Raw genomic sequence first — 16,768 nt, 5'->3', positions numbered from 1 at the left:
TGCAATTTAGAGTCGGCAAACGCCTAGTGAACAAAAAAATTGTGCGGTCCATCTTATTCGAGTTTATTAGTTGGAATTTTGATAAAAACAGTGAATTGAAAGGTGCTGTCATGACCTAAGACGAAGACTGGAAGGATTTTCTGGTGAGCTTTTACTTTGAATCGCTTGAGGGAGCAAGCAGGGACTCATAAGTCACGATACCGTGCAAAAGGTGTTCTGGCTTTTGTTTTGTGCTTGAAATATGCGCCATTGACAAAACACAATCGATTTGGAATAATGTTTGAGTATATGCTCATTTTTTCACATATTATCATAAAATCATATCATTTCCCGTGATTGGGAGAGAACCAGAATAAAAGCTAATGGCATTCCAAAATCTATTAGCTTCTTTTGTATTCAAAAAAAGAAGTGTTCTTATGTATTCATACAGGAAGGAATGACAACATGAAGACAAAACACTATTGGGTGATTTCTTTGCTCGCTGTTTTAGCGGTCGGGCCGGGATTGATGTCTAACACGGCATTGTCGTCAGTTCAAGGCCTTGTTCAGAAGACGGTTGGAACAAGTGACTTCACATCAGTAAATCCAATATTGATCGGCAATATGGCCTTCGCTTTATTAGTTCCGGCAGGGCCGCTGCTAAGGAAAAAATTCGGCGCCCGTCCGATCTATCTGGCTTCATTACCCGTTTTTATACTTGGCTCTCTGCTCTTCGCATTTTCAAGCGATATTGCATGGATGGCGGCAGGACGCTTTTTACAGGGAGCGGCTACAGGTGTCATGCTGATGATTATGATTCCGATGCTTGTTCTGTCATTTCCGATTGAACGCCGGAATTACGCATTACTGGTACTTATCGGCGGGTTCTATGGCTCTGTTATTATCGGTTCGATTCTAGGAACGATCGCGTTGAGCTACGGCCACTGGAGATGGCTGTTTTTTACCTTTGGCACACTGTCTTTGATCGGCATCGCAGTGAGTTATTTCTTTCTCTATGATGAGCATCATGGGGTAGTAGAAAAGGAACAGTCATCACTCGACAGAGCAGGAATCATTTTATCTGTATGTGTGGCCGCAACCTCAGCGTTTACATTTATTATTCTGCAAAAATGGGGCTTTTCATCAGGTTATGTACGGGCTGGTTTTGGGGTTGCTTTATGTTTGCTCATCATTCTGTTCATTGTAGAATATAAGGTGAAAAACCCTTTCATCTCTATTAAACAGATGCTGCTGCCTAAACCTGTGCTCGGTTTATTTATCATAGCGGCAGGAACGATTACGGTAGCTGTCAGCCTGGCAGCTTTTCAAGGCTTGCTTCGTCAAATGTATGATATTTCCCGAGATCATCTCATTCTTTTAAACATGACTCTATTGATCGGAGTGGCCATCGCGGCTATTGCGAGTGCTCTGTTATATGATAAAGTCGGACCAGGGATACTGGGGATTATAGGTTCTCTCATTCTCGTTTTTGTGAATGTTCAATGGCTTCATATGCAGTATCAATCATCTCTCTATGTGTTTGCGGCGCTGTTCATTATGCTGGCAGCAGGAACCGGTCTGACGGTCGCAGCAGGACTAATGGGAGCCGCAATGGGCGGCCCGCTTCCTGATCTGGTCAAAAGAATGACAGCTGTTCAGTTTTTAAGATTGTTTATCTATATGGGTGTGCCTATCCTGATCGGCTATTTCACGAAAAAGGATGCTGCCAGACAAAATGGATCAATGCAGGATGCGATGATGACTGCCTATCATGATCTCTTTTTGATTTCTTTTATCCTGAGCGTGCTGCTCGTTTGTTTATCGTTTTGTATGAATGCCACAGGGATGGGACACAAGCTGGCTCATAAGCCTCATGATAAAGGAAAACCAGCTCCGGAAAAACCGGCTGTTTCCTCACATGGATTGACAAAGGCTGCGGTAAAATCTCATAAAGTCATACATGATCAAGAATATCGTGATGCGCTCAGACATTTTAAACAGCACGGTCTTACAAAAATAGATACTTGATCACTGCCTTTCCCTTGATGGGGAAGGCTTTTTGTGTATTCTCTCTCAAACTTTATCCCTAAAGAATTGAAAAATATTAGAAGTACAAGTAAAATTCTTAAAGGTAGATACTTTACACTCGTAATCTTTTAAATCGAAGGAAGGTTTTCATGGCCCGAAAAAAACTGAAAAAACGTAGACTCTTGATCTCTCTATTTTTCGTTGTATCGATTCCGCTAGCCTTGTTTGTTTTAGCGACAACTCTCTCAAAGCCAATTGAAACAGCCAAAGAACCGGAAGAAATTGATGAACAGCAAGTATTTATTGACAGCCTTTCCGGACATGCTCAAATTTTATATGAAAAATATCATGTTCTTCCCAGCATTACGATTGCTCAGGCCATACTCGAATCTGACTGGGGAAACAGCGAGCTTGCCTCTAAAGCCAACAACCTGTTTGGTGTAAAAGGAAATTATAAAGGACATCACGTCACCATGGAAACAGATGAATTTGAAAAAGGGGAAAGAAAAACAATCCGCGCGAAATTCCGCAAATACAGCACGTTTTTTGAATCAATGGATGATCACGCCAAATTATTTGTCCAAGGCACATCGTGGAATAAAAAGAAGTATAAACCGGTGCTTGAGGCTGAGGATTATAAAGAAGCGGCAGGCGCTCTTCAAACATCAGGTTATGCCACAGACCCGGACTATGCTGGCAAAATCAGTGCCATTGTGGAAAAGTATGATTTAGATAAATACGATGAGGTGAATCCATCTCTGAAAGCTGTGGATTTAAAAGGGGCCATCAAAGACAGCGCCGTTCAAGATGTATGGTCTAAGCCTTCTACTGATGAACAATCCATTAAGCTGACCTCTGCGCAATCTTACGTTGGTAAAGATATAAAGGTTGTATCTAAAAAACAGAAAGGCCAGTCCGTATGGTACCAATTCCAAGTCAATAATAAACTGGTCGGCTGGATTGATGACTCAGCTGTTGAAATAAAGGAAGCAACCTGAGCCGTTTTTCCTGGTATTTTTATTTTTTTGTTCCATTCAGGGGAATTTGAGGTATAATATTCCACGGAAGTTATCACTTAATAACTATGCTTCAGGAGGGAACAAAGGTGCAGAAATATAGACGGAGAAACACGGTTGCCTTTACTGTATTAGCTTATTTCACTTTTTTTGCGGGAGTATTTTTGTTTTGTATTGGACTCTATAACGCTGATAATCTCGAACTCAATGAAAAAGGCTACTACATTGCAGTGATGATCCTTGTTGCGGTCGGCGCGATCCTTACACAAAAAGTGACGCGTGATAACGCGGAAGATAATGATATCATCGCGGAGCAGGAAAAAAGACAAAATCAATCTCATATTGAATCATAAAAAATCCGGCATGTAATATGCCGGATTTTTTTAACATCACCCAGTAAACACCTCGCCGTCAGGGTAACGAATATTTGATTTTTCTGTTTTCGCAAATGAAAAAACAAACGTCAACGGACCGATTCTTCCGATGAACATAATCGCAATAATGATGCATTTCCCCGCTGTTGTCAGTTCGGGAGTCAGCCCCATTGTCAGTCCGACCGTTCCGAAGGCGGAAAAGGTTTCAAAAACAATCTGGATAAACGGCGCTTGTTCTGTAATGGTCAGGACAAAAATTCCTATAAAGACGATGAACAAGCTGATAACACTGACTGCTAAGGCCTTAATGATGATCGGATATTTTATGGTCCGGCGGAAAATAACTGTTTCTTTCTGCCCTCTTAAATAGGCGATGACAGACATTAAAATCACAATGAAAGTAGTCAGCTTAATACCGCTCGCCGTTGAGGCGCTTCCTGCTCCAATAAACATCAACAACAGGACAAATACAATGGTGCCTTCTCTCATGCTGCCAAAGTCCACAGAGTTGAAGCCCGCGGTTCTCGGCGTCACTGCCTGAAAATACGAAGCCCACAGTTTATCTGGTAAATGCAAGGAACCAAGCGTGCCGGGGTTGTTGTACTCTAAAATAAAGATGATCAGCGTAGCAGCAATATTTAAAATGAACGTTCCCGCAAGCATCAGTTTCGTATGTAATGAAAAGGCTTTGAAACGCCGATTTTTCAGGATGTCAAAAAGCACCGTAAACCCGATTCCCCCTGTGATAAATAAGAAAGTAATGACAAGGTTGACTGTAGGATCACCAACGTAGCTCATTAAATTATCCGGCCACAAAGAAAAACCGGCATTGTTAAAAGCGGATATCGCGTGAAACAGACTGGCAAACAATCCCGACGCCCAGCCATACTGGGGCACAAGCCGGATGGATAAGATCAGTGCGGCGATCAATTCGATACTGATTGAAAACAGAAACAGGACTTTGACAAGGCCTATCACGCCGCCGATTGTCGGCTGGTTTAAGGCCTCCCGGACCAGCATTCGTTCTTTCAATCCGATTTTTTTTCCTAAAATCATGACGATCAGAACAGCAAATGTCATAAAGCCAAGCCCGCCGACTTGAATCAGACCCATGATGACAGTTTGCCCGAACACCTTAAATTCTGTCCCAGTGTCAACAACTGCAAGCCCGGTAACAGTAGTGGCAGAAGCCGCTGTAAAAAGAGCATCTATCCATGACAACGGCTTCGCAGTAGAAATCGGGAGCTTTAACAAAAGAGAGCCGATAATAATAGTAAGAAAAAAACCAATCGCAAGCACTTGCGGGGGAGAAAAACGAACCCACTTGATTACAGTTTCCTTATGAAGTCTCACCTTTGTCTACATCCCTTCGTTTTCGAAGCGTTTAATATCCTTTTTATGACCCATCATCACCAGGCAGTCTTGTTCGTAAATCATCTCTTCCGGTGCAGGAGAAAGGCGAACATCTCCATTATGTTTAATTGCCAGGATGGTACATCCGTATTTCGCTCTAACATTCAGATCATGAATGGATTTGGAATTCAGTTTTCGTGTTGCCAGCAGCTCAACAATACTGTAATCATCGGATAAGTCGATATAATTCAAGACATTTTCATCAGAGAGACTTTGTGCGATTTTAACGCCCATATCCTTTTCCGGATGAATAATGCGGTCGGCGCCGATTTTTTCCAGCACCTTATGGTGATAATAATTTTGAGCCTTCACCCAAATATTTGGAATGTGAAGCTCTTTCAATAGCAAAGTGGTCAGTGTGCTCGCTTGAATATTCGCCCCAATAGCAACAACGACATATTCGAAATTACGAATTCCCAGTGAAAGCAATTCGTTTTCTTCAGTGGCATTGGCAATGACCGCATGGGTTGCGTAGGAAGCGAAGGCATTGACCTTTTCTTCATTAATATCAATGGCAAGGACCTCATGGCCCATTCTGTGAAGCTCTTTGCAAATGCTTCCCCCGAACCGTCCAAGCCCGATTACGGCAAATTGCTTGTTTTTTATTCTTCCCAATGTTCAAGACTCCCTTAATAAAATTAGCGTTTTGAAGTAAAAAAGACCATTACAAAGAATGGTCACAATAGACCTCCTCTCTGTATACGCCTACGAGGTTAGCTGTCGGATTAGGGATTCAGAGTACCCCTTCTTACTACGTAAGATTCACCCCAAGGCCGTTTTGTGAAACAGCCAATCATTGGTTTCCCCGTTCGTTTTTGATTAAGCGGTAAAAGAGACTTTATGAAATTGAACACTCAAGAATTTACTCCTGTTTCTAGTGTTTGTCAATTTAAATTTAAAACAAGTGAAAAGATAGCTGGAAATAGAGGGAAAAGCGGGAGAAAGAAGTCAATAAACGTAAAAAAGACCGGCACAAAGCCGGCCCTCTGGGATTACTTACAGCCGCATGGCTGAGTCGGAGGTGTGCTGCGCTTAGCCACATCGATGCTGGCTTCCGCGTAAAATTTATTTCCGATGCTCAGTGATTTGTTTTCTGCACGGAAAGTATATGTACCAGCGGCAGGAAGTGTTTTGTTATTCAGTTTTAACTTAAATTCACCAGCGCCTAATAAATCAAGAGCCAGAGGTACTCTTACTGTTTTACCGTTATTGAGGATTTGTGTTTCGCGCAATGCATTTCCGTTCATCGTATCTTTTGTATTTGCTGTAAATCCGCTTGGCAATGTAAATTCCATTACGCCAAGGCTGAGAAGCGTGTTTGGACGGTATGTCAATTCAATATCAGAGAAAGACCATTCTGTTTTGCTCGTTCCTGTAATTGTTGCAAACAATGAAGCTGATGATTGAGTTCTCATCGTAGACTCAGTATGAGCAGAAGATGACTTAGATTCAGCTGCAAATGAAGCTGAAGGTGCAGAAACGAGTAAACCGAGACTTAATACACTGATAGCTAAAGAAGATAATAACTTGCGTTTCATAACAAAAATTCCCCCTAATAAGTGATAAAGATTAAAGGCCTGCCTCTGCTTTTCCACCTCCTCTTAAAAGGCCAAATACAAATTTTACCTACATAAAATTACCATCAAATAAAATGGAAGTAAATGGGGTGTTTTTCCCGTATTTTTAAAATTTGTAGTAATTAAAGTGAAAAAACAAAAAAACGTCCGGTTTTCCAGACGTTTCTTAATTATTTTGTTTCAACTGGTATAAATTTAAAAATCTCTCCGCTCTGCACTGATTCAGCAAGACGTTTCAGCCAATCGTAGTAGGCTTTAGAACTTTCCAGCTGTTCGTATAAACGCTGCGCTTCATTCTTCATTTCCTCACTGAGCGTTTCCTTTTGCAATACCTCTTGTAAATCAGCCTGAGCCTCTTCAATTGCTGATACATTCACCTGAACTTCCCGTTCCCATTTTGGCGGAAAGAAATTTGTGAAAAATTTAAAGAAATCTTTTTCGGCTACAAATGTGTGCTTGCGGATGCCTCGGTGAAATGTCTTTTTCACGACATTTAAATCCTGCAGCTTTTTGACACCTGTACTCATACTGGGCTTGCTCATTTGCAGCTCCTCCCGCATTTCGTCAAGCGTCATCTCGTCCCGCATGTACATCGTTCCATATAATATCCCGACACTTCGGGTAATTCCGTAAAGATCCATTGTTTCAGCAATGGAGTCAATAACGAGATCCCGTGCCTGTTCTATAGCTGCAAATTCTGGATTTTCATCCATACTGACCCTCTTTTCCTTTAGAAAATTAAATTTGTTAAGTCATTTCTTTATGTTCTTTATCTTAACGAAACCTAGAGAAAAGTCAAAACGAAAAATCACAATTAGGGCTTTGACAGTTTAAAAACCATATGTTAGATTAAGGTTGTTAAAAACATTAAATTTTTATTTAACAAACTTTATTTTCGTCAAGGAGGACTTAGATGAGTCAAACATTATACATTGACGGTGAATGGATCAGTGCCGAAAAAGGGCAGGTCCGCAGTATTATTAATCCATTTAATCAAGAAGAAATTGCTACAGTTAGCGAGGGCGGACGTGAGGATGCCGTTAAAGCAATTGCTGCTGCACGAAAAGCTTTTGACGCAGGAGAGTGGCCTTCTCTTTCAGGGCTTGAACGCGGAAAAATAGTTCTGAAAATTGCGGAATTAATCAGACGCGATCTAGACGAGCTGGCCGAGCTCGAATCCCTTGATACGGGAAAAACACTTGAGGAAAGCAAAGCCGATATGGACGATATCGCCAATGTTTTTCAGTATTATGCTGGTCTGGCAGATAAAGATGGAGGAGAGATCATCTCATCTCCAATCCCTGATTCAGAAAGCAAAATCATCAGGGAGCCAATTGGCGTATGCGGACAAATCACGCCGTGGAATTATCCGCTTCTGCAAGCAAGCTGGAAAATCGCACCGTCTTTAGCTGCAGGCAATACAATTGTCATGAAGCCGAGTGAGATCACACCGCTGACGACAATGAAAGTCTTTAAGCTGATGGAGGAAGCCGGAGTTCCGAAAGGTGTCGCAAACCTTGTGTTGGGACCGGGCGCCACAGTGGGTGATGAGCTTGCTGTAAACAAAGACGTTGACTTAATTTCGTTTACAGGCGGAATTGAAACAGGCAAAAAAATCATGCGGGCGGCAAGCGGCAACGTCAAAAAAATCGCGCTTGAGCTTGGAGGGAAAAATCCAAATATCGTTTTCAAAGACGCAGACCTGGAAGTCGCGGTTGATCAGGCGCTAAACGCTGTATTTTTCCACGCCGGCCAAGTATGCTCCGCCGGGTCCCGATTGCTTGTAGAAGAAGATATTCATGATCAATTTTTAGCAGAGCTTGTCAAACGGGCGAAACGCATTAAACTCGGAAACGGTTTTCACGAAGAGACAGAGAGCGGTCCGCTCATTTCCGCGGAGCACAGAGCAAAGGTTGAAAAATATGTAGAGATCGGACTGCAAGAAGGTGCAAAACTGGAGACTGGCGGCAAACGTCCGGAAGATCCTGCACTTCAAAATGGTTTTTTCTATGAACCTACCATTTTCTCAAACTGTACATCTGACATGAGAATTGTTCAGGAAGAAGTATTCGGGCCAGTATTAACAGTCGAGACATTCAGTTCTGAAGAAGAAGTAATCTCACTGGCGAATGATACGATTTACGGATTGGCCGGAGCTGTATGGTCGAAAGATATTGAAAAGTGCGAACGTGTAGCAGCCCGTTTAAGAATGGGGACGGTTTGGATTAATGATTTCCATCCGTACTTTGCACAGGCGCCATGGGGCGGCTATAAGCAATCCGGATTCGGACGGGAACTTGGAAAAATAGGGCTTGAAGAGTATACAGAAGTCAAACATGTATATCGCAACACAAAACCGACAGCGGTTAATTGGTTCAATTCATAAGAGGGGGAGATTGATTATGACATTAAATATGAAAGTAGAAAGCATGCATAAATTTCACACATTTGAAATTCCGACTGTGATTAAGCACGGAATTGGCGCCATCAATCACGCAGGAAAAGAAGTAGCTGGACTGGGGGTTTCAAAAGCATTGCTTGTTACAGACCCGGGAATTTATAAAGCGGGCGTTGTAGATCCTGTGATCGAGTCATTAAAAGAGGCAGGCATTGAAGTGGTGCTCTTTAATAAAGTTGAGCCAAACCCTCCTGTACGGCTTGTAAATGAAGGTTCCGAGCTTTACAAAAAAGAGAACTGCAACGGCTTGGTGGCAGTCGGAGGAGGAAGCTCCATGGACACAGCGAAGGCCATTGGAGTAGAAGCGACTCACGAGGGAAGCGTACTTGATTATGAAGCAGCTGAAGGAAAGAAACCGCTGGAAAACCGCATTCCTCCGCTAACGACAATTCCGACAACCGCTGGAACAGGCTCAGAGGTAACGCAATGGGCGGTTATTACAGATGAAGAAAGAGAATTCAAATTTAACACAGGCGGTCCGCTGATTGCCGCGCATTTGACTGTGATTGATCCAGAGCTTCACGTCTCAATGCCGCCGCACGTAACAGCAATGACGGGGATTGATGCTCTTGCTCACGCCATTGAGTGCTACACAATGAAATTTGCGCAGCCGATTACAGACGCAGTGGCTTTGATGGCGATTGAATATGCCGCTCACTACATTAAGAGAGCATTTGCTGACGGAGAAGATCTCGAAGCTAGATATGGAATGGCACAGGCTGCTATGCTTGCCGGTCTTTCTTACGGCAGTGAATCAGCGGGTGCTGCCCACGCCATGAGCCAAACACTCGGCGGTATTATCCCGGTCGCTCACGGACAATGTGTGGCGGCAATGATGGGCCCTGTTATGGAATACAACTGGAAGGGCTATCCGGAGAAATTTGCCCGCATCGCAAAAGCGTTCGGTATTGATACAAGCCAGATGACAACAGAAGAAGCTGCAAAAGCATCTGTCAACTGGATGTACGATCTTGTGAAAGAGTTAGAAGTACCGACTTTAGAAGAACAAGGGGTATCACCTGACATGATCGAGCGCTTGTCAAAAGAAGCAATGAAAGATCCGCAAACCTTCGGAAATCCTAGAGATTTAAATGAGAAAGCATATAACTGGATCTACAAACGCTGCTTTAATCTTACGCCAAAAACTGTATAATGCGATAATCCCGCTCCTTTACAGAGCGGGATTTTTTTGGATAATTGAACATAAGTGACAATCCTAAAGACAAAGGACGGTGCAAGCTTATGTGGAAACGCATGACTGCAAAAACGGAAGGCTTATATGTTGCAGATACAGAAAGCTTTGTAACAAAACAAATGGACAAGCTCGATTTTGATTATGGCGGCATTCCCGGTGACTTGCATTTCGGCCTGACAAAAAAAGCTGGGGCCCGAGAGCCGATGTTTTCAAGAGGAACAGAGATTTTTAATCGCAGGCAAATCTCAATTGTTTCAACAGAAGAATGTGACGAAATTGCTTTGAAAATGGGCGTCCCGAGTATTTTTCCAGAATGGCTCGGTGCAAATGTTGCAATCAGCGGTATACCTGATTTCACAACATTAAAAGAAGGAAGCCGGCTTATATTTCCAAGCGGCGCCGCTTTACTGTGTGAGGGAGAAAATGATCCGTGTATCCAGCCGGGTGAAGTCATCCAGTCTTATTATCCGGACAAGCCAAAGCTTGCACCGGCTTTTGTCCGCCATGCGTTGGGGATAAGAGGTATTGTATGTATTGTCGAGAGACCCGGTGCCGTGTATGCAGGTGACGAAATAATCGTTCATTCCTATCATCGGAACATTAAACAAAAAGCAGAAAGAGTCTGATTAAATCAGACTCTTTCTATTTTCTCTTTAATTTCTTTAATCTGGCTAAGGTGGCGTTTTTCATGATGGCCGATAAAATCGATCCATTGTCTGACGGTCAGCTCTTGAAACAAGGGATGCGGCAATACTCTTTCGAAATCTTCTTCTTTAAGAGATGCAATAACAGCTGTTAACTGCTCCCTTACAACATCAAGCTCCCGTTTCATTTGGCTGCCTGAAATAAAATCATGATCTGGTTCAAGATGGGCGGGCGCTTTCCGTTTATTGCTTCTATCCTGTGCAGCCGTAAGCGGTTTTTCCCCAATTTCCTTAATAGGCGCTTCCTTTACTCGTTCTTTCAGCATGTTTTGGGCGGTCATATCAATTTTCTTCAAATGATCAAGAACTTCCCGTATACTCCATTCATCAGAAGAAGGCTTTTGATTCAGCTTTTCATCGGAAAGTCCTTTGACTTCATTCCATGTTTCTAATCTGGCTTCATTAAAGATACTCATCATATCTCCTCCTGAAAAAACATTACCATATATAAGGGCATTTATCATGTATAAAGCACTGTGTCGGGAGCATTTATCGAAACATTTTGAAACCTTTCCTTGTGTGTCTCGTATAAAAGGTAACGACGGCCGTCGGTTAAAGTAGCAGCTTAGAAAGGATGAGAAAATTGGAGTTATACGGTGTTCCTGTCCAAACGATTTACCTTTACACCCTTATCATAGCCGGAATCCTTACGCTGCTATTTTTATTTTTCGGAGATGTGTTTGAAGGGCTGTTAGAAGGTATTCCATTTTTAAACCCGACATTGGTGCTCTCATTTTTCACATTTTTCTCCGCATCTGGATATATAGGCGAAACAGTTATCCCCCTCTCCAGTATGATTATTGCTCTATTATCCTGTCTTCTTTCAGTGCTGCTGGTGATAATGCTCCATTTATTTGTGCTTGTCCCTTTATCATCGGCAGAAGAATCATTGACTTATCGGGAAGATGATCTTAGAGGAAGACTCGGAAAAGTCATAACCGCTGTACCGGTTGATGGATTTGGAGAAGTGCTGATTGAAGGGATAGGCGGTACGATCTCAAAATCGGCGATCAGCTTTGAAAATGAACAGATCAGTTACGGAACAGTCGTCTTAGTTGTGGATGTCAAAAACGGAGTTCTTTCAGTCACTCCGCATGAACCTTTATAAAACAAGGAGGAATGTCATATGACAATGCCGATTATCATCGTCATCGGAGTTGTATTCTTTTTACTCATTGCACTTGTAGCGGTATTTATTACAAAATATCGTACGGCAGGGCCTGATGAAGCGTTAATTGTTACAGGAAGCTATCTTGGAAATAAAAATGTTCATGTTGATGAGGGAGGCAACCGCCTGAAGATTGTTCGCGGAGGAGGAACCTTTGTTCTTCCGGTTTTTCAGCAGGCTGAGCCGTTAAGTCTGTTATCAAGCAAACTCGATGTATCGACTCCTGAAGTTTATACAGAGCAAGGTGTGCCTGTAATGGCGGACGGAACGGCAATTATTAAAATCGGCGGATCGATCGGAGAAATCGCCACAGCAGCCGAACAATTTTTAGGAAAGTCAAAAGAAGACCGAGAGCAGGAGGCGCGTGAAGTACTGGAGGGCCACCTTCGCTCCATTCTCGGGTCTATGACAGTAGAAGAAATTTATAAAAACCGCGAAAAATTCTCCCAAGAAGTGCAGCGTGTCGCTTCACAGGATCTCGCTAAGATGGGCCTTGTGATTGTCTCCTTTACCATTAAAGATGTCCGTGATAAAAACGGCTATCTTGAATCACTAGGTAAACCTAGAATTGCGCAGGTAAAACGTGATGCTGACATTGCAACCGCAGAGGCTGATAAAGAAACAAGAATTAAGCGGGCGGAAGCCGATAAAGAAGCCAAAAAATCAGAGCTTGAACGAGCGACGGAAATTGCGGAAGCTGAAAAAATCAATCAGCTTAAAATGGCTGAATACCGGCGAGATCAAGATACAGCAAAAGCCAACGCTGACCAGGCATACGATTTGGAAACAGCTAAAGCACGCCAGCAGGTCACAGAGCAGGAAATGCAGGTCAAGATTATAGAGCGGCAAAAACAAATTGAATTAGAAGAAAAAGAAATACTTCGCCGTGAACGCCAGTATGATTCTGAAGTAAAGAAAAAAGCCGATGCAGACCGCTATTCAGTTGAGCAATCTGCCGCTGCTGAAAAAGCCAAACAGCTAGCCCAAGCCGATGCCAAGAAATACAGCATAGAAGCGATGGCGAAGGCTGAAGCTGAAAGGGTCAGAATTGACGGTCTTGCAAAAGCAGAAGCGGAAAAAGCAAAAGGTGAGACAGAGGCCGAGGTTATTCGCTTAAAAGGTCTTGCTGAAGCGGAAGCGAAAGAAAAAATTGCCGCTGCCTTTGAGCAGTACGGTCAGGCTGCAATTTTCGATATGATTGTCAAAATGCTTCCGGAATACGCGAAACAGGTATCAGCACCGCTTTCAAATATTGATAAGATCACCGTCGTTGATACAGGAGGCAGCGGTGATTCAAGCGGCGCCAACAAAGTCACAAGCTATGCGACAAACTTAATGTCCAGCTTACAAGAAAGCTTAAAAGCGTCTTCGGGAATCGACGTAAAGGAAATGATTGAGAACTTTTCAGGAAAAGGCAACATCAAACAGAGCATCAACGAACTGACAAATGAATTAAAAGAAACAAAACCTGTTCAAAAATCTGAATAACCATTGCGGAAAGGAATAGAGAATGAATGGTGACTATAAGAGAAGCACGAATAGATGATATAAAGGCCATCGCAAAAGTGCACGTTGACAGCTGGATGACAACATACAGCGGCATTGTCTCGGCTGAATACTTAAATGGTTTAAACTACAACGATTTTGAAGCCAAATGGAAAACCCGTTCATTAAAGGGGGTTTTTGTGGCAGAAGATGATAAAGGTTCAGTATTCGGCTTTGCATCTTTTGGTCCTATTCGTACAGAGCAGAAAGGCTATGACGGTGAGTTATATGCCATTTACCTTTTAGAAGAAAAACAGCGGCAAGGTGCAGGCAGAGCACTTTTGACAAAGGGAGCAGATTTTTTGCTTGATCATGGCTTTACGAGCATGTTTGTTTGGGTCGTAGAAGAGAATCCTTCGATTACATTTTATCAGTCGTTTTCACCTGAAAGAGCAGCCGAGGATAGTTTTGAAATCGCAGGAGAAAGCTTGAAAGAAATAGGATTCGGTTGGCCGGATCTTGCTTCATTAAAAAATCTGCTTAACAGAAGATAGAAAACAACCCCCAGCGGAATGGCCGCTGGGGGTTGTTAGATTAAGCTTTTTCAGTTTTCAGCAAGCGCGGAGCTGTCATGAACAATAAACAAAGGACAATCGCACAGATGATGAATGATGGAATCATATAAGTAGCATTATAAGTTAATGAGTAAATCCATACCGGCGTTCCTTTTGGTGCAAAGCTGCCGAAAAATACCGCCCCTGAAATCACATGTGCAGCATAACGCAGAAAACTGCCGATAAAAACTGCGCCAATCACTGATACAATCAATTCTCCTTTTGCTTTTGATAAAGCTGATTTGCGGACAGCGGAAGCGAAAAAGCCGCTTATTCCAACAGCGGCGAACGCTGCAATGTAATCAAGCAATAGCTGAACAGGGTGCTGAAGAAATAGATTTCCAATCGCAATTTGAACAAGACCTGTCAATAGACCGGTGGTAAGACCTGCTTTAACTCCCCAGCGAAAAGAAATCAAAAAAATCGGAATCATCATGATGGATACCGACCCTCCTTGAGGCATACGGAGGAACATTCCGGAAACGATGTCTAAAATGACAGCAGCAGCAGTCATGATTGCAATTTCAATAAGACGAACCAGTTGTCTTGGTTGAGCCATAAAAATCCCCTTCCATTGATAGACAATCCAAAAGGACAACAAAAAAGCAGCACGCGGAAGGATAGGAAAGTTCCACGCACTGCTTTACAATCTGCAATTCATTTGACTTTGCCACATCCCTACGCCAGCGTTAACTAACAGGTTCAAAGGGTCAGAACGGAACCGCTCACTCTCAGCTTTTATGCTCCCCTTGTGGTTATCGGATATTTAGTTCGTTTCTACTATACAAGAAAAAGGTTAAAACAACAAGATGATATTGCCTGTGGCAAATATTCATTAATAGATATATGTTTTAAAAAGCATTACAAGTTAGATAGAATTAAAAAAGATTACAGTTTTATTGTTTTATAGATTTTTTTAAAAAAACTATTGCAATAAATAATTATAGGTGTTATATTATTAAACGTCGCTGATGAACAGCAGACAAAACAAGAAGCCTCAAAACACTTTGGAAAAAGTTGTTGACAATCAGAGAGCTGAATGTTATATTAGTAAAGCTGCTTCATCGAGAGCGGTGATGATCTTTGAAAACTAAACAAGACAAAACGTACCTGTTAATTCAAGTTTTAAATAAATCGCACAGCGATGTGCGTAGTCAGTCAAACTACTTTATCGGAGAGTTTGATCCTGGCTCAGGACGAACGCTGGCGGCGTGCCTAATACATGCAAGTCGAGCGGACAGATGGGAGCTTGCTCCCTGATGTTAGCGGCGGACGGGTGAGTAACACGTGGGTAACCTGCCTGTAAGACTGGGATAACTCCGGGAAACCGGGGCTAATACCGGATGCTTGTTTGAACCGCATGGTTCAAACATAAAAGGTGGCTTCGGCTACCACTTACAGATGGACCCGCGGCGCATTAGCTAGTTGGTGAGGTAACGGCTCACCAAGGCAACGATGCGTAGCCGACCTGAGAGGGTGATCGGCCACACTGGGACTGAGACACGGCCCAGACTCCTACGGGAGGCAGCAGTAGGGAATCTTCCGCAATGGACGAAAGTCTGACGGAGCAACGCCGCGTGAGTGATGAAGGTTTTCGGATCGTAAAGCTCTGTTGTTAGGGAAGAACAAGTACCGTTCGAATAGGGCGGTACCTTGACGGTACCTAACCAGAAAGCCACGGCTAACTACGTGCCAGCAGCCGCGGTAATACGTAGGTGGCAAGCGTTGTCCGGAATTATTGGGCGTAAAGGGCTCGCAGGCGGTTCCTTAAGTCTGATGTGAAAGCCCCCGGCTCAACCGGGGAGGGTCATTGGAAACTGGGGAACTTGAGTGCAGAAGAGGAGAGTGGAATTCCACGTGTAGCGGTGAAATGCGTAGAGATGTGGAGGAACACCAGTGGCGAAGGCGACTCTCTGGTCTGTAACTGACGCTGAGGAGCGAAAGCGTGGGGAGCGAACAGGATTAGATACCCTGGTAGTCCACGCCGTAAACGATGAGTGCTAAGTGTTAGGGGGTTTCCGCCCCTTAGTGCTGCAGCTAACGCATTAAGCACTCCGCCTGGGGAGTACGGTCGCAAGACTGAAACTCAAAGGAATTGACGGGGGCCCGCACAAGCGGTGGAGCATGTGGTTTAATTCGAAGCAACGCGAAGAACCTTACCAGGTCTTGACATCCTCTGACAATCCTAGAGATAGGACGTCCCCTTCGGGGGCAGAGTGACAGGTGGTGCATGGTTGTCGTCAGCTCGTGTCGTGAGATGTTGGGTTAAGTCCCGCAACGAGCGCAACCCTTGATCTTAGTTGCCAGCATTCAGTTGGGCACTCTAAGGTGACTGCCGGTGACAAACCGGAGGAAGGTGGGGATGACGTCAAATCATCATGCCCCTTATGACCTGGGCTACACACGTGCTACAATGGACAGAACAAAGGGCAGCAAAACCGCGAGGTTAAGCCAATCCCACAAATCTGTTCTCAGTTCGGATCGCAGTCTGCAACTCGACTGCGTGAAGCTGGAATCGCTAGTAATCGCGGATCAGCATGCCGCGGTGAATACGTTCCCGGGCCTTGTACACACCGCCCGTCACACCACGAGAGTTTGTAACACCCGAAGTCGGTGAGGTAACCTTTATGGAGCCAGCCGCCGAAGGTGGGACAGATGATTGGGGTGAAGTCGTAACAAGGTAGCCGTATCGGAAGGTGCGGCTGGATCACCTCCTTTCTAAGGATATTTACGGAATATAAGACCTTGGGTCTTATA

At 43.6% G+C, this 16,768-nt stretch carries 15 protein-coding genes, 1 rRNA gene and 2 riboswitches; of the genes, 10 read left to right on the top strand and 6 right to left on the bottom strand.

Annotated features, from left to right (window positions below):
• The first annotated feature begins 444 nt into the window (after positions 1-444).
• From NST56_RS16645 to NST56_RS16635, 3 genes are all read left to right on the top strand, one after another.
• Positions 445-2,007, top strand: coding sequence for an MFS transporter (locus NST56_RS16645; RefSeq protein WP_339177859.1), 1,563 nt, complete (start codon positions 445-447; stop codon positions 2,005-2,007).
• 149 nt (positions 2,008-2,156) lie between these two features.
• Positions 2,157-3,005: a glucosaminidase domain-containing protein gene (locus tag NST56_RS16640; RefSeq protein ID WP_010331627.1), complete on the top strand. Its 849-nt coding sequence runs from the start codon at positions 2,157-2,159 to the stop codon at positions 3,003-3,005.
• Positions 3,006-3,112: 107 nt separating this feature from the next.
• Positions 3,113-3,376, top strand: a complete 264-nt coding sequence (locus tag NST56_RS16635) for a YiaA/YiaB family inner membrane protein (protein ID WP_010331626.1) — start codon at positions 3,113-3,115, stop codon at positions 3,374-3,376.
• A gap of 36 nt (positions 3,377-3,412) precedes the next feature.
• Here NST56_RS16635 and NST56_RS16630 read toward each other — a convergent pair whose 3' ends face one another.
• The 4 genes from NST56_RS16630 to NST56_RS16615 all read right to left on the bottom strand — a co-directional run bounded on the left by NST56_RS16630 (position 3,413) and on the right by NST56_RS16615 (position 7,100).
• Complete coding sequence (locus NST56_RS16630) at positions 3,413-4,750, bottom strand: TrkH family potassium uptake protein (RefSeq protein WP_326331681.1); 1,338 nt, start codon at positions 4,748-4,750, stop codon at positions 3,413-3,415.
• Between the two features lie 6 nt (positions 4,751-4,756).
• Positions 4,757-5,425, bottom strand: coding sequence for a TrkA family potassium uptake protein (locus tag NST56_RS16625; protein WP_010331625.1), 669 nt, complete (start codon positions 5,423-5,425; stop codon positions 4,757-4,759).
• A 71-nt stretch (positions 5,426-5,496) separates the two neighbouring features.
• Positions 5,497-5,646, bottom strand: a riboswitch (cyclic di-AMP (ydaO/yuaA leader).
• 156 nt (positions 5,647-5,802) lie between these two features.
• Complete coding sequence (gene bslA, locus NST56_RS16620) at positions 5,803-6,348, bottom strand: biofilm surface layer hydrophobin BslA (protein WP_010331624.1); 546 nt, start codon at positions 6,346-6,348, stop codon at positions 5,803-5,805.
• 209 nt (positions 6,349-6,557) lie between these two features.
• Positions 6,558-7,100 carry a GbsR/MarR family transcriptional regulator gene (locus tag NST56_RS16615; RefSeq protein ID WP_339177855.1) on the bottom strand — a complete coding sequence of 181 codons (543 nt, stop codon included), beginning with the start codon at positions 7,098-7,100 and terminating at the stop codon, positions 6,558-6,560.
• Between the two features lie 200 nt (positions 7,101-7,300).
• Between NST56_RS16615 and betB the strand changes: the two genes are divergently transcribed.
• The 3 genes from betB to NST56_RS16600 all read left to right on the top strand — a co-directional run bounded on the left by betB (position 7,301) and on the right by NST56_RS16600 (position 10,666).
• The gene (gene betB / locus NST56_RS16610; RefSeq protein WP_339177853.1) at positions 7,301-8,773 is read left to right on the top strand and encodes a betaine-aldehyde dehydrogenase; all 1,473 of its coding nucleotides are present in this window, start codon (positions 7,301-7,303) and stop codon (positions 8,771-8,773) included.
• A gap of 16 nt (positions 8,774-8,789) precedes the next feature.
• The gene (gbsB, locus tag NST56_RS16605) at positions 8,790-9,998 is read left to right on the top strand and encodes a choline dehydrogenase (protein WP_010331620.1); all 1,209 of its coding nucleotides are present in this window, start codon (positions 8,790-8,792) and stop codon (positions 9,996-9,998) included.
• A gap of 89 nt (positions 9,999-10,087) precedes the next feature.
• Positions 10,088-10,666 carry an MOSC domain-containing protein gene (locus tag NST56_RS16600; RefSeq protein ID WP_339177852.1) on the top strand — a complete coding sequence of 193 codons (579 nt, stop codon included), beginning with the start codon at positions 10,088-10,090 and terminating at the stop codon, positions 10,664-10,666.
• A gap of 5 nt (positions 10,667-10,671) precedes the next feature.
• Here NST56_RS16600 and NST56_RS16595 read toward each other — a convergent pair whose 3' ends face one another.
• Complete coding sequence (locus NST56_RS16595) at positions 10,672-11,160, bottom strand: DinB family protein (RefSeq protein WP_268448494.1); 489 nt, start codon at positions 11,158-11,160, stop codon at positions 10,672-10,674.
• A 167-nt stretch (positions 11,161-11,327) separates the two neighbouring features.
• On the opposite strand from NST56_RS16595, the gene NST56_RS16590 reads away from it, so the two are divergent.
• Genes NST56_RS16590 through NST56_RS16580 form a run of 3 tightly spaced genes read left to right on the top strand, consistent with a single transcriptional unit; the run spans position 11,328 to position 13,951 of the window.
• Entirely contained in the window at positions 11,328-11,852 is a 525-nt protein-coding gene (locus NST56_RS16590; protein ID WP_339177848.1) for a hypothetical protein, read from the top strand.
• A gap of 18 nt (positions 11,853-11,870) precedes the next feature.
• Complete coding sequence (floT, locus tag NST56_RS16585; protein ID WP_339177845.1) at positions 11,871-13,400, top strand: flotillin lipid rafts scaffold protein FloT; 1,530 nt, start codon at positions 11,871-11,873, stop codon at positions 13,398-13,400.
• A gap of 26 nt (positions 13,401-13,426) precedes the next feature.
• Positions 13,427-13,951 (top strand): GNAT family N-acetyltransferase, encoded by a 525-nt coding sequence (locus NST56_RS16580; RefSeq protein ID WP_326196830.1) that lies wholly within the window; start codon positions 13,427-13,429, stop codon positions 13,949-13,951.
• Between the two features lie 40 nt (positions 13,952-13,991).
• Here NST56_RS16580 and thiT read toward each other — a convergent pair whose 3' ends face one another.
• Positions 13,992-14,570, bottom strand: a complete 579-nt coding sequence (gene thiT / locus NST56_RS16575; protein ID WP_339177840.1) for an energy-coupled thiamine transporter ThiT — start codon at positions 14,568-14,570, stop codon at positions 13,992-13,994.
• 99 nt (positions 14,571-14,669) lie between these two features.
• Positions 14,670-14,771: riboswitch (TPP riboswitch) on the bottom strand.
• A gap of 408 nt (positions 14,772-15,179) precedes the next feature.
• On the opposite strand from thiT, the gene NST56_RS16570 reads away from it, so the two are divergent.
• Positions 15,180-16,729 (top strand): 16S ribosomal RNA (locus NST56_RS16570).
• The last annotated feature ends 39 nt before the right edge of the window (positions 16,730-16,768 follow it).

Origin of the sequence: Bacillus sp. FSL R5-0560, from assembly GCF_037966305.1 — a bacterium.
GTDB classification, from domain to species: domain Bacteria; phylum Bacillota; class Bacilli; order Bacillales; family Bacillaceae; genus Bacillus; species Bacillus mojavensis.
Note: the sequence above shows the minus strand (reverse complement) of the source record. Positions and strands in the feature narration are given on the sequence as shown.

Bases quoted from the DNA above. Each gene is read 5' to 3' on its own strand.
- betB (WP_339177853.1), top strand. From the start codon at position 7,301: ATGAGTCAAACATTATACATTGACGGTGAATGGATCAGTGCCGAAAAA.
- NST56_RS16600 (WP_339177852.1), top strand. From the start codon at position 10,088: ATGTGGAAACGCATGACTGCAAAAACGGAAGGCTTATATGTTGCAGAT.
- gbsB (WP_010331620.1), top strand. From the start codon at position 8,790: ATGACATTAAATATGAAAGTAGAAAGCATGCATAAATTTCACACATTT.
- NST56_RS16580 (WP_326196830.1), top strand. From the start codon at position 13,427: ATGGTGACTATAAGAGAAGCACGAATAGATGATATAAAGGCCATCGCA.
- NST56_RS16615 (WP_339177855.1), bottom strand. From the start codon at position 7,100: ATGGATGAAAATCCAGAATTTGCAGCTATAGAACAGGCACGGGATCTC.
- NST56_RS16645 (WP_339177859.1), top strand. From the start codon at position 445: ATGAAGACAAAACACTATTGGGTGATTTCTTTGCTCGCTGTTTTAGCG.
- bslA (WP_010331624.1), bottom strand. From the start codon at position 6,348: ATGAAACGCAAGTTATTATCTTCTTTAGCTATCAGTGTATTAAGTCTC.
- NST56_RS16640 (WP_010331627.1), top strand. From the start codon at position 2,157: ATGGCCCGAAAAAAACTGAAAAAACGTAGACTCTTGATCTCTCTATTT.
- floT (WP_339177845.1), top strand. From the start codon at position 11,871: ATGACAATGCCGATTATCATCGTCATCGGAGTTGTATTCTTTTTACTC.
- thiT (WP_339177840.1), bottom strand. From the start codon at position 14,570: ATGGCTCAACCAAGACAACTGGTTCGTCTTATTGAAATTGCAATCATG.
- NST56_RS16595 (WP_268448494.1), bottom strand. From the start codon at position 11,160: ATGAGTATCTTTAATGAAGCCAGATTAGAAACATGGAATGAAGTCAAA.